Annotated in this window: 14 protein-coding genes and 1 tRNA gene; 5 read left to right on the forward strand and 10 right to left on the reverse strand. The window is 26.1% G+C overall.

Annotated elements, in window-relative coordinates:
• Positions 1-2 precede the first annotated feature (2 nt).
• Positions 3-89 (forward strand) — tRNA-Leu (locus H0H57_RS00485).
• A gap of 12 nt (positions 90-101) precedes the next feature.
• Here the strand turns inward: H0H57_RS00485 and H0H57_RS00490 are convergent.
• Genes H0H57_RS00490 through fabD form a run of 3 tightly spaced genes read right to left on the reverse strand, consistent with a single transcriptional unit; the run spans position 102 to position 3,213 of the window.
• Complete coding sequence (locus tag H0H57_RS00490; RefSeq protein ID WP_185863888.1) at positions 102-1,355, reverse strand: citrate synthase; 1,254 nt, start codon at positions 1,353-1,355, stop codon at positions 102-104.
• Between the two features lie 44 nt (positions 1,356-1,399).
• On the reverse strand, positions 1,400-2,335 hold the full coding sequence (locus H0H57_RS00495) for a GYDIA family GHMP kinase (protein WP_185863889.1): 936 nt from the start codon (positions 2,333-2,335) through the stop codon (positions 1,400-1,402).
• A gap of 17 nt (positions 2,336-2,352) precedes the next feature.
• A complete protein-coding gene (gene fabD / locus H0H57_RS00500; protein ID WP_185864068.1) occupies positions 2,353-3,213 on the reverse strand; it encodes an ACP S-malonyltransferase in 861 nt (286 codons plus the stop codon).
• 39 nt (positions 3,214-3,252) lie between these two features.
• Here fabD and H0H57_RS00505 point away from each other — a divergent pair, with 39 nt between their 5' ends.
• Complete coding sequence (locus H0H57_RS00505) at positions 3,253-4,026, forward strand: TatD family hydrolase (RefSeq protein WP_185863890.1); 774 nt, start codon at positions 3,253-3,255, stop codon at positions 4,024-4,026.
• Here the strand turns inward: H0H57_RS00505 and fumC are convergent.
• Positions 4,013-5,398, reverse strand: coding sequence for a class II fumarate hydratase (fumC, locus tag H0H57_RS00510; protein WP_185863891.1), 1,386 nt, complete (start codon positions 5,396-5,398; stop codon positions 4,013-4,015). The genes H0H57_RS00505 and fumC overlap by 14 nt on opposite strands.
• A gap of 199 nt (positions 5,399-5,597) precedes the next feature.
• On the opposite strand from fumC, the gene H0H57_RS00515 reads away from it, so the two are divergent.
• Positions 5,598-5,930, forward strand: a complete 333-nt coding sequence (locus H0H57_RS00515) for an FtsB family cell division protein (protein WP_185863892.1) — start codon at positions 5,598-5,600, stop codon at positions 5,928-5,930.
• On the opposite strand, the gene mnmG is transcribed toward H0H57_RS00515, so the two are convergent.
• Both mnmG and ybeY read right to left on the reverse strand, forming a co-directional pair.
• A complete protein-coding gene (mnmG, locus tag H0H57_RS00520) occupies positions 5,907-7,781 on the reverse strand; it encodes a tRNA uridine-5-carboxymethylaminomethyl(34) synthesis enzyme MnmG (RefSeq protein ID WP_185863893.1) in 1,875 nt (624 codons plus the stop codon). The two genes, H0H57_RS00515 and mnmG, sit on opposite strands and share 24 nt — an antisense overlap.
• 6 nt (positions 7,782-7,787) lie before the next feature.
• Positions 7,788-8,204, reverse strand: a complete 417-nt coding sequence (gene ybeY / locus H0H57_RS00525) for an rRNA maturation RNase YbeY (RefSeq protein ID WP_185863894.1) — start codon at positions 8,202-8,204, stop codon at positions 7,788-7,790.
• Between the two features lie 54 nt (positions 8,205-8,258).
• Between ybeY and H0H57_RS00530 the strand changes: the two genes are divergently transcribed.
• Both H0H57_RS00530 and H0H57_RS00535 read left to right on the forward strand, forming a co-directional pair.
• Positions 8,259-8,975 carry a CDP-alcohol phosphatidyltransferase family protein gene (locus H0H57_RS00530; RefSeq protein ID WP_317168249.1) on the forward strand — a complete coding sequence of 239 codons (717 nt, stop codon included), beginning with the start codon at positions 8,259-8,261 and terminating at the stop codon, positions 8,973-8,975.
• Complete coding sequence (locus H0H57_RS00535) at positions 8,972-9,739, forward strand: 3'-5' exonuclease (protein ID WP_185863895.1); 768 nt, start codon at positions 8,972-8,974, stop codon at positions 9,737-9,739. The genes H0H57_RS00530 and H0H57_RS00535 overlap by 4 nt, the downstream gene beginning before the upstream one ends.
• 4 nt (positions 9,740-9,743) lie before the next feature.
• On the opposite strand, the gene htpG is transcribed toward H0H57_RS00535, so the two are convergent.
• Genes htpG through rpmG form a run of 4 tightly spaced genes read right to left on the reverse strand, consistent with a single transcriptional unit; the run spans position 9,744 to position 12,967 of the window.
• Complete coding sequence (htpG, locus tag H0H57_RS00540; protein WP_238784332.1) at positions 9,744-11,621, reverse strand: molecular chaperone HtpG; 1,878 nt, start codon at positions 11,619-11,621, stop codon at positions 9,744-9,746.
• 42 nt (positions 11,622-11,663) lie between these two features.
• Positions 11,664-12,599, reverse strand: a complete 936-nt coding sequence (gene ftsY, locus H0H57_RS00545; RefSeq protein ID WP_185863896.1) for a signal recognition particle-docking protein FtsY — start codon at positions 12,597-12,599, stop codon at positions 11,664-11,666.
• Positions 12,599-12,763 carry a DUF4295 family protein gene (locus H0H57_RS00550; RefSeq protein WP_185863897.1) on the reverse strand — a complete coding sequence of 55 codons (165 nt, stop codon included), beginning with the start codon at positions 12,761-12,763 and terminating at the stop codon, positions 12,599-12,601. The genes ftsY and H0H57_RS00550 overlap by 1 nt, the downstream gene beginning before the upstream one ends.
• Positions 12,764-12,784: 21 nt before the next feature.
• Positions 12,785-12,967, reverse strand: a complete 183-nt coding sequence (rpmG, locus tag H0H57_RS00555) for a 50S ribosomal protein L33 (RefSeq protein WP_185863898.1) — start codon at positions 12,965-12,967, stop codon at positions 12,785-12,787.
• Position 12,968: the final 1 nt, after the last annotated feature.

Raw genomic sequence — 12,968 nt, forward strand, 5'->3', positions numbered from 1 at the left:
AAGTGGGCGTGGTGAAACCGGTAGACACGTCAGAATTAGGATCTGATGCCTATATATAAGGCGTAAGGGTTCGAATCCCTTCGCCCGCATTACGCATTAAACTAATTTTTTTTTATATTTCTTTTTTTATATCCTACATAAATTTGTCTAGGTCTGCCTATGGGATCTTTATTTAATTTCATTTCTTTCCAATGAGCCATCCAACCTGGTAATCTTCCTAAAGCAAACATAACAGTAAACATCTCTTTTGGAATCCCTATAGCTTGATAAATAATTCCGGAATAAAAATCAATATTAGGATAAAGTTTTTTTTCTAAAAAATAAGAATCCTGAAGAGCTTTTCTTTCAACATCTTTTGCCAATTCTAATATTGGATCAGAAATACCTAATTGTTGAATTACATTTTCAGCTACTTTTTTAGCTATTTTAGCTCTAGGATCAAAATTTTTATAAATTCTATGTCCAAATCCCATGAGTCGAAATGGGTCTTTTTTATTTTTTGCTTTTTCTATCCACTTTTTTATATTTCCTCCACTTTTTAAAATAGCTTCTAACATTTCAATTACAGCTTGATTCGCCCCCCCATGTAATTTTCCCCAAAGAGCACTCATCCCTGCAGATATAGATGAAAATAATCCAGCATGAGCAGAACCTAATAAACGAACGGTAGTTGTAGAACAATTTTGTTCATGATCTGCATGTAATATTAAAATCTTGTTCAAAGCATCCGAAATAATCGGATTTAATTCATAAGATTGATTCGGAATAGAAAAAAACATTTTTAACAAATTGGAAGTATAATCAAGATGAGGATCTGCATAAGTAGTAGGTAACCCTATTTTTTTTCTGTAAGTTAAAGCAGCTAATATAGGTAATTTAGCTAACAGATGAAGATATAGATCTTCTTCCCGTAAACAATTTATAAATGCATCTAAAATATAGGTTAAAGAAGATAAAATTCCCATTGGATGATAAGAATTTGGAATATTATCAAGTATTTTTTTTATTTCTTTATGAATCGAATTAAATTTTTTTATTTTTTCAGAAAAATATTTTAATTGTGCAGTATTAGGAAGTTCTCCATTTAAAATAAGATAACTTGTTTCTATAAATGAACATTTATTAATAATTTGTTCAATAGGATATCCTCTATAGAAAAGTTCTCCTTTTTCTCCATCTATAAAACTAATAGAACTTTTTGTTATTCCTGTATTTTTAAATCCTGGATCAAATGTAATAAAACCTGTACTTTCTCTTAATTGAGAAATATTAATAGCTTTTTCACAAAAAGTTCCATAAATGACAGGAAGTTTGTAATGATATCCATTGATATTAAAATTCACGACACTGCACATAATAAATAAATTTTATTTAAATATATATAAATAAAATGTTACTTTTATATTTTAAAAATCATTTCATCAAATGAAATAAGAGTATCAAATCCCTTATTGGAAAAATAATTTTTCATTCCTTTTCTAGAACTTATCAAAACAAAATCTCCCCCCCAAGCACCTAGACTTTTTACGACTCCTAGATAATCTGGGAAATATGTTTCTTTAATAGTTGGAAGATTCAGTATTTTTGATATAATTTTTTCATGTTTTAGTAATAATTCTTCAAATTCTTTTAATGTTTTACAAAAAGGAATTTTTTGAGTGATAGAAGATATGGTCTCTATGTTTTCATTAGATATATTAGAAGATCTAATATTAGAACGAAAATATCGTATTTCATCACAAGTATTTTGTTTTTTATTGAGATGAAGAAAAAAAAGTTGATTTTTAAAGGGCGGATTAAATTCTATGGGAATAATATGAGGTTTTTGATTCCAAAGTTTATAAATTATAGGTTTTGAAATAGAAACACAAGCGATATCATATCCACTACCTAAAAAATTATTTCCTAGTAACATATAAGGATCTATTTTTGCCCATTTTGCTATGTTATTAATTAAAGTAGAACTACTGCCCAACCCCCAATTTCTTGGAAATTCCAACTGTGTTTTAACATATATTCCTAATGAATTAGGAAGAAAATTTTTTTGAATTTTTTTAGATTTTAATAACAAATCTCTTAGTTTAAGAGCCGTATTTTTCTCTGTTTCGTAACAAATATCTAAAGAAGGAAGTCGAAATATTCCTTCAAACCAAGGTTGATTGATTTCATCATAACTTATCCAATGTAAAACAGAAGAAAGATTGTGTTTAAAGATAGTTAATGATTGTCCTTTAATTGTAGGGAGAGCTAACCCACAGGCTCCAAAAAGAATAAAATATTCTCCTGTTAACAATAGTTTTCCATGACTGTAAAAAAAACGTCTATATCGATGCATTATGGATTTATATTTTGTTATAAAGAATTTTTTGAAATTTTTTTAATTAATCCTTGTAAAATATTTCCTGGACCTATTTCTGTAAATGAAACAGCTCCATGAGCTATCATATTTTTTATAGATTGTTTCCACTTAACTGGAGAAGTCAATTGTTCTACAAGATTATTTTTTATATCATAAGATTTTCTAACAGGTAGAGCAGTTACATTTTGGTATATTGGATATTTAGAATCTTTAAAAAAAATTGGATTTACTATTTTTTTAAATTTTGTTTGAGCTGGTTTCATAATCGGAGAATGAAAAGCTCCATGAACAGGAAGAATAAATATTTTCTTAGCTCCTCCTTTTTTTAGAAAAGAACAAACTCTTCTCAAAGCTTGAATTTCTCCAGAAATTACTAATTGCTCAGGACTATTATAATTAGATGGAACTACAATTCCATGATCGTTTTTACAAGCGTTTTCTATAATAGAATCTTCCAATCCAAACACAACAGCCATACCTCCATGGGTAGATTCACAAATATTTTGCATGATTGATGCTCTTTGATTTACTAATTTTAATCCATCTTCAAAAGAAAATACATTAATTGCAGCTAAAGCAGAAAATTCACCGAGAGAATGTCCAGCTACCATATCAGGTTCAAAATAATTTGATACTTTTGCTTTTATAACTGAATATATATAAATTGCCAATTGTGTATACTTTGTCTTTTTTAAAATCTCCATGGGTCCTTCAAACATTACAGATGTGATTTTAAACCCTAAAATTTCGTCAGATAATTGAAACAATTTTTTTGCAGAATGAGAATTTTTGTATAAATCTTTTCCCATTCCTACAAATTGAGACCCTTGACCAGGAAATAGATAAGCTTTCATAAAATATTTTGATTTAAAAATTAAAAATGCATTATTTACATGAAAATAACTGATACTCATACTCATTTATACATGAAAGAATTTGATGAAGATATTAATTGTGTAATACAAAAAGCATTTCATAAAGGAATAAATAGATTTTTACTTCCTTCTATAGATAGTTCTATTGTTCCTAATATATTAAAATTAGAAAAAAAATATCCTAATATATGTTTTTCCATGATAGGATTGCATCCTAATAAAGTAAATCCATATAGTTTAGAAAAAGAATTGAAAAATATAAAAACATGGTTATATAAACATTCCTTTATTTCTATAGGGGAAATCGGAATGGATTTACTGGAAAAAAAATTTATTTCTGAACAGGAATACGCTTTTCAAACTCAAATACAATGGGCTAAACAAAAAAAACTTCCTATAGTTATACACTGTAGAAAAGCTTTTGATCAAGTTTTTCATATTTTATCAAAAGAAAAAAATTCCTTTCTTAAAGGAGTATTTCATTGTTTTTCAGGAACTTTAGAACAATCTCAAAAAATTATTGATTTGGGAATCAAACTAGGTATTGGTGGAATGATTACTTTTAAAAATAATCATATCAGTCAATTTTTACATAAGATAAATTTGAATCATTTAGTATTAGAAACCGATTCTCCTTATCTTTCTCCACATCCTTTGAGAGGAAAAAGAAATGAGCCAAAAAATTTAAGAATAATTTTAAAAAAATTATCACAAATTTATTCTATGTCAGAAGAAAAAATATCCGATATCATTTATTGGAATGTAAAAGAATTATTTTTCACACCATTTTAGATGGATTTACAAATTTTTCAAATTCTTCAACAGTTAAATATCCTAATCGAATCGCTTCTTTTTTTAATGTACTATTATTTTCATAAGCATATTTTGCGATTTCTGCTGATTTTTCATATCCAATATGTGTATTTAGTGCTGTAACTAGCATCAAAGATTTATCCAAAAATTCTTTAATTCTTTTATAATTTGGTCTTATTCCCATCACGCAAAAAGAAGAAAAAGAAATACAAGCATCTGAAAGAAGTTGAGAGGATTGTAAAAAATTATATGCCATTAATGGTTTAGATACATTTAATTCATAATTTCCTGAAGATCCAGCCATAGAAATAGCCATATCATTTCCTATAATTTGAGTGCAAACCATAATAATAGATTCGCATTGAGTAGGATTTACTTTTCCAGGCATTATCGAAGATCCAGGTTCATTTTCAGGGATATGAATTTCTCCAATTCCTGAACGTGGACCAGAAGCTAAAAAACGAATATCATTTGATATTTTAATTAAAGAAACAGCAATTTGTTTAAGAGCACTATGAGATTCCACTATAGCATCATGAGATGATATTGCTTCAAATTTATTTTGTGCTACTTTAAAAGGAAAACCAGTCAACTTACATATGTACTTGGTTATTTTTCGATCATATCCTTTAGGAGCATTCAATCCTGTCCCTACAGCTGTTCCTCCTATCGCTAATTCAGAAAGATGATCCAAAGTTTTTTTTATAGCATTTAATCCATGATCTATTTGAGAAACATATCCTGAAAATTCTTGTCCTAAAGTAATAGGAGTTGCATCCATTAGATGAGTTCTACCTATTTTAATAACATTATGGAACAATTTAGATTTTTCTTCCAAAGTGTTTCTTAATTTTTGGATTGAAGGAATTGTTTTTTTTACTAGTTTTTGATAAGAGGCAATGTGCATTGCTGTAGAAAAAGTATCATTAGATGATTGAGACATATTTACATCATCATTGGGATGAATAAAAGATGGGGCCTTTCCTAATTTTTTACCCATCAAAACATGAGCTCTATTAGAAATTACCTCATTGATATTCATATTAGTATGAGTACCTGAACCCGTTTGCCATATTACTAAAGGAAATTGATCATTTAATTTTTCGTTTATAATTTCATCACAAACTAAGGATATCATATCTTTTTTTTTTTTAGATAAAATCCCAAACTCAAAGTTAACATGAGCAGCCGCTTTTTTTAAAAAACCAAATGCATGAATAATTTCTATAGGCATAGAAGCTTCTGGTCCGATTTTAAAATTGTTTCTAGATCTTTCTGTTTGTGCTCCCCAATATTTATTGAAAGGGACTTTAACGACCCCCAAAATATCTTTTTCTATTCTATATGTCATTTTCCTATTTTTTTCCGAAATTATAATAATATAACAAAATTAGAACTGATTTTTTCTATGATTATTAAATTTGTAGGATTTTTGTTTTTTTTACTCATAACTCTATCTGGTTTTTGGTGTATACTTTTTCTATCTTTTTTTAGTATTTACTGGATGATAAGTTTATTATTATTAATGTTTACAACCGGTTTTAATAAGTATGATAAAAAAAACAAAATATAAAATCATAAAAAATAAATATTTTTGGATTAGTATTTTTTTCTTTATATGGATGTCTTTTTTTGATTCAAATTCTTTCATGTTACACTATAGATTTCAAAATAGTATTCGGAAAATGACATATAATAGAGATTTTTTGAAAAAAAAAATTATATTAGAAGGAAGTCAATTAAAAAAATTGAAAACAGATACTCTATATCTTGAGAAATTAGCAAGAGAAAAATTTTACATGAAAAAAGAAGATGAAGATTTGTTTATTGTATCTAGAAAAAATAAAAAAAACAACAAACTAACGTCCCATATAAATGAGTAAAACACTTAAATCTGAAGGAGAAATCCCACTAATTCTTGAAGCTTGAGCTAATGATATTGGACGATAATAATCTAATTTTTCTTTTGCTTCTGAAGAAAGAGATTTAATTGATTGGTAATCAAAATTATTTGGAATTTTAAGATTTTCCAATTTCAATAGCTTTTTTGCATTTTTTTTTTCTCTATCTATATATCCCTTATATTTGATTCTAATAGAAACTTGTTCCAATATTTCCTGATAAAAATCATTTTTTTGAATTTTTTCCATTAAAAATGGAATGGATATAATATCTTGAATATCAATTTCAGAACGAGATAAAATAGTTTCTATTTTTTTATCATGACATATTGGAGCAGATTTTTTAGCATTTAAGATAGGATTTATAGTCTTTGGATCAAAATTTGTTTTTTGAAATAAAGACATACATTTTTCTATTTTAGATTTTTTGTTATCTAACATTCTCATTTTTTTTTCTGAAATTAAACCTATATTATATCCCATAGGAGTTAATCTTTCATCAGCATTATCTTGTCGCAATAACATTCTATATTCTGCTCTTGAAGTGAACATTCTATAAGGTTCTTTTGTTCCTTTGGTCACCAAATCATCTATTAAAACTCCAATATAAGCCTGATTTCTTTTGAGAATAAATGGTTCTTTTTTATGAATTTTTAAATGAACATTAATTCCTGCCATTAATCCTTGTGCCGCCGCTTCTTCATATCCAGTTGTTCCATTAATTTGTCCAGCAAAAAAAAGATTTTCTATAATTTTACTTTCTAAAGTAACCTTTAATTGTTCTGGTGGAAAATAATCATATTCAATAGCATATCCGGGTCTTAATATTTTTACTTTTTCAAACCCTGAAACTTGTTTCAAAGATTGATATTGTATTTTTTCTGGAAAAGAGGTAGAAAAACCATTTACATATACTTCTACAGTATTCCACCCTTCTGGTTCAACAAAAATCGTATGTTCTTTTTTGTCTGCAAATCGGAAAACTTTTTCTTCTATAGAAGGACAATATCTAGGACTGATCCCTTGAATGGATCCTTTATAAACTGGTGAATGACTAAAATTATCTCGTACTATATCATGTACTTTTTGATTGGTATAAGTAATATAACATTTTTTTTGTTGTCTCAATTTTTTTGGATTATAAAAAAAAGAAAATTTTTTCGGATCTCTATCTCCATTTTGAGATTTCATTTTCTCATAAATCAAAGAGCGTCCATCTACTCTTGGCGATGTTCCTGTTTTCATTCTTCCAAATTTAAATCCAAAATTTTTAGTTAACTGTTCCGTAATCCCTCTTACTTCTTGTTCTGCTATTCTTCCTCCATTAATTTTTTTTCTTCCAATATGAATCTTTCCATTTAGAAAAGTTCCATTTGTCAGTATTACTGACTTTCCTTTAATTTTTAATCCAAAAATAGTTTGCACCCCTTTGACCTTATCTCCTTCTATTATTAAAGATATCACTGTATCTTGGTATACATCTAATTTAGAATTTTTTTCTAAAAAATATTTACAATAATAAGAAAATAATTTTCTATCACATTGAGCCCTAGGACTCCACATAGCAGGTCCTTTAGATTTGTTTAACATTCTAAATTGAATTGTACTAGAATCTGCAATCATTCCAGAAATTCCACCTAAAGCATCTATTTCTCTAATTATTTGACCTTTTGCAATTCCTCCTATAGACGGATTACATGACATTTTACCTATAGTTTGCAAGTTAGTGGTAATAAGTAAAGTTTTGGATCCCATATTAGAAGATGCAGAAGCCGCTTCAATGCCAGCATGTCCTCCCCCAACCACAATCACATCATATGTATATAAAAACATGATTTCTTAAAATTGAAATAAATTTAAATAAAACTCTTCTTTTTTTTTCATTATTCTTTTATCTATATGATTCTGGTCATCATATCCTAAAAGATGTAATACAGCATGTATCATAACACGTTTTAATTCAAACATGAAAAATTGATTCCATTGTTTAGAATTGTCATAAATCCGATCTACACTAATAAATATGTCTCCAGAAATGGATTTATTGATAGAATAATTAAATGCAAGTACATCTGTGTAACAATTTTTTTTCAAAAATTTTTGATTCATCTCGAAAAGATAATCATCATTACAAAAAATATAGTTTATATTTCCAATATATCCTCCTTCATTATTTAATAATATACAGATTTCTTTAATGAAAAAAGATTCTTTTTGAATAGAAAAATCATAAATTTCATAAAATAATTTAATCATTAGAAAATATTACTTTCTATTTTAGAATAATTTTTCTTACATATTATATACATTTTGATAACGAAAAAAATAATTCCTAATATATTCACTTTATTAAATTTATTTTGTGGATGCATATCTATTATATTTTTGCAATCAAAAAATTTTAATGATTCTGCTATTTATACTTTATTTTCAATAATTTTTGATTTTTTGGATGGTTTTTTTTCTAGATTGATAAAAATAGAAAATCTATTTGGAAAAGAATTAGATTCTCTAGCAGATATGATTTCTTTTGGAATGGTTCCATCTATAATAGTTTTTCTTTTATTGGAAAACAAAACACCCATTCCATTTATTGAATATTTATCTTTTTTGATTTCCATTTTTTCTGCATGTCGTTTAGCTAAATTCAATATTAACAACCCTGATAATAAAAATCATATTATGGGACTAACAACACCCGTAAATACCTTATTTTTTTCTTCTATCTCTCTTATCATTACAAATGATCCTGTTCCTTTTATAATAGAAAAAAAAATCATATATCTTATTGTAATGCTTTTGATGATATTTTTATCCTGTTATCTTTTGGTATCTAAGATACCAATGTTTTCTTTTAATTTTAAAAATTTATCTTGGAAAAAGAATAAAATACGTTATATTTTTTTATTGATTAGTATATTTCTTTTATTAACTTTACATATGATCGCTTTGCCATGTATTATTATTTTTTATATCATAATCTCAATCTATTTTCATAGATTGAAAAAAATTCATATAAAAACATGAAATTAAAACTTCATCGTCCTATTTGTTTTTTTGATATAGAAGCAACAGGAATCAATATAGGAAAAGACAGAATTATAGAAATATCTATATTAAAAATATTTCCCCATGAAAATAAAGAAGAAAAAACTTGGTTAATTTATCCTGAAATTCCTATTCCTCCACAATCAACAGCCATTCATGGGATTAAAGATGAAGATGTAGCAGGAAAACTGAAATTTAAAGATGTAGCTTCTTCTATTTTTAAAATGATTGAAAATACAGATTTAGCAGGATATAATTCTAATAGATTTGATATTCCAATTTTAGCAGAAGAAATGCTTCGTGCAGGAATGTCTTTTGACATTAAGAAACATAAAACTATAGATGTTCAAGTTATATTTCATAAAATGGAACCCAGAACCCTTTCCGCTGCTTATAAATATTATTGTAGTAAAGATCTTATGAAAGCTCATAGTTCTAGATCTGATACATTTGCCACATACAAAATATTATTAGCACAATTAGAAAAATATAAAAACTTAAAAAAAGATGTAAAAAGTCTAAATCAATTTTCTCATCAAAAAAACATAGCAGATCTTGCTGGTTTTGTAAAAATAGATGAACAAGGAAATGAAATATTCAATTTCGGAAAATATAAAGGAGAGAAAGTTTTTGAAATCTTTGAAAAATTCCCAAATTATTATGGATGGATACAAAATTCAGATTTTCCATTATATACAAAAAAAATATTAACAGAAATCAAATTAAAAAAATTTAATAAATAAAAACCTATTCTTGAATAAGATCCTCCAATCTTTTGGATATAAAATCGGTCAAATTTTTTCCATGTAATAAATCTTGGGATAAAAGAGTCAGATTTAAAGCTTCTTGGATCATCCTTTTCCTTTCTCCTTCTGATGTTTCTTTTAATATTTTTTTCATCAAAATATGATTTGTATTGACTATCAATTGATAATATTTATCTTTTTTTACTATGTTTTCTCCCATAGTAGAATTCATTTCTTTGATTCTTCTTAAAAATTCTGGAATGATAATTAAAAAAGGATAATCTTTTTTGGATAAATCTTCTAATTGTATGGAAAATTGGAATTGTTCCATGATATAATGCTGAATCAAATTTTTTAAATCTTGTTTTTCTGGGTCTGAAAGTTCTGAATGAAGTTCTTCCTTTTTTTTTAAATTGATTAATTTATCAATATGATCCGAATCTACTCGAACAAAACAGATATCTGTATAAGACAATTCTAATTTCTGTATTAAATGAACTGAAAGTGGACTATCAAAAATCAAAACTTCGTAGCATCTATCTATAGCTTCTTTTATAAAACTATATTGTTTTTCTGGGTCTGAAGAATAAAGAAAAACAATTTTTCCTTCTTTATTTTTTTGAGTTTCTTTTATTTTTTCCCTACATTCATCCAATGTACAATAACTATTGTCTATAGTAGAAAAAAGAAAAAATTTGATAGCTTTATCGAAGAAATTTTGTGTACTAATCATTCCATATTCTACTATAATTTTGAAATTATTCCATTTTTTTTGAAAATTTTCTCTGTTTTTTCTAAACATCAAATCTAGTTTATCAGATACTTTTCTTGTTATATATTTAGATATATTTTTAACAGATGTATCATATTGTAAATGAGAACGGGACACATTAAGAGGTATATCTGTAGAATCTATAACTCCTCTTAATAAACTAAGAAAATCTGGAACAATTCCTTCCAAGTTATCCGTAATATAAACCTGATTTTGGTACAAATGTATTTTATCTTTTTGTACGTCTATTTTTTTTCCTATTTTAGGAAAATATAAAATACCTGTTAAATGGAAAGGATGATCTATATTTAAATGAACCCAAAATAAAGGATCTTCTAATTGATTTGGATATAATTCATGATAAAAATCTAAATAATTTTTATCGTTCAACTGAAGTGGATTTTTTTTCCAATCAGGATTAATGTTATTGATAACGATTTCTTTATCCTCTTTTGATTTTGATGATAAAGAAATTGTTATAGGCATAAATTTACAGTATTTTTGTAATAACTTTAAAATACGATCATATTCTAAAAATTCTTTACTTTCTTCATCATTCAAATACAGAATAACTTCTGTTCCTCTGTCTCTTTTTTCAATCTCTCTCATGATGAAATTTGGATCTCCTTCGCAAGACCAAAATATAGATGGTTCGTTTTTTTTATAAGATTGAGTTAATATCATAACTTTTTTTGATACCATAAAAGAAGAATAAAAACCTAATCCAAAATGTCCAATAATATTAGAAGAAGAATCCGTTGTAGATACATTTTTATATTTTTTGATAAACTCTTCGGCTCCAGAAAAAGCAATTTGATTAATATATTTATCCACTTCTTCTTTAGTCATTCCTATTCCATTATCTAGAATATGAAGGGTTTTATTTATTTGATCTATGATAATTTTAACTTTAAAATCATCAATAATATCATACAAATTTTCTAATTTTATTAAAGTTTGTAATTTTACAACAGCATCTATTGCATTAGAAACTAATTCACGTAAGAAAATTTCTTGATTTGAATAAAGAAATTTTTTAATAATAGGAAAAATATTATCTGAAGTAACACTAATTTTAGTCATACCATATAAAATTATACCATACATTTTTTATCTCTAAAGAAGAGACAGACTATGACGGGTTCATCCTCATTCAAAGAAACAATTTACAAATTTTTTTCTATCAAATACTTTTAAATCTTGTATTTTTTCTCCTATTCCCAAATATTGAATAGGAATTTTAAATTGATCCATAATTCCTATTACTACTCCCCCTTTGGCTGTTCCTTCTATTTTCGTTAAAACAATAGAAGAAATTTGAACAAAATAGGTAAATTTTCGAACCTGTTCAAAAGCATTTTGACCAGTTGTTGCATCTAAAATTAGCATAATCTCATGAGGAGGTTCAGATGTTATTTTTTTGATGACTCTACTTATTTTAGATAATTCTTTCATAAGATTAATTCGATTTTGTAATCGACCAGACGTATCAATTAGAACCACATCTTTTTTTTTGGATTTTGCAGATTGTAAAGTATCATATACCACAGAAGCTGGATCCGCATGCATATGTTGTTTAATTAAAGGAACTTCAGCTTTATTTGCCCAGATTTCAATCTGATCAATAGCAGCGGCTCTAAATGTATCTGCAGCACTTATTATAACATGAAACCCTTTCTTTTTTAGAAAAAAAGCTAATTTCCCAATTGTAGTTGTTTTTCCTACTCCATTTACTCCTACTATCAGGATTACATATGGTTTTTTGTTATTTTTCTTGATTTTTTTTTCTAAACAAACATTTTCAATATCTATAAGATTTTCAATTTCTTCTTTAAGAAGATTATAAATATCTTGCAAATTTTTATATTTTTCTTTTTGAACTCTTTCTTCTAAATTGTTAATAATTTTTATAGTAGTTTGTGTTCCTATATCTGCAGATAATAATATCTCTTCTATGTGATCAAGAATATTAATATCGATTTTGGATTTTTTCGAAAAAAAATTTTGGATTTTTTCGAAAAAAAATCCTCTAGATTTTTTTAATTCATGATGGAATACTTTATTTGTTTCTTTCTTAAAAATCATTATAATTCATTACTTTTTTTAAAAAAAATCTTGATTCTGTCATTATACATCATCTTATTCTCAAAAGTATAACAACCTGATTTTTTAGATTTAACTATTTTTATGGCTAAAGTCATTTTTTTTGAAATCTTTTTTTTTTTGTTATCTCCTCCCTTTTTAGACATTGATAATATGAATTTTATTATTTATTTAATTTCTTTATGAATTGTATATTTCCTTAATACTGAATTATATTTTTTTAGTTCAATTCTGTTCGGAGTATTTTTCTTATTTTTTGTTGTTATATATCTGGAACAACCAGAAATTCCAATTTTTCTTTGTTCAGTACATTCTAATATAACTTGTATCCTGTTTCCCCTTTTTCCCATT

It is taken from the genome of Blattabacterium cuenoti (genome assembly GCF_014251755.1).
Classification (GTDB): Bacteria; Bacteroidota; Bacteroidia; order Flavobacteriales; family Blattabacteriaceae; genus Blattabacterium; species Blattabacterium cuenoti_AN.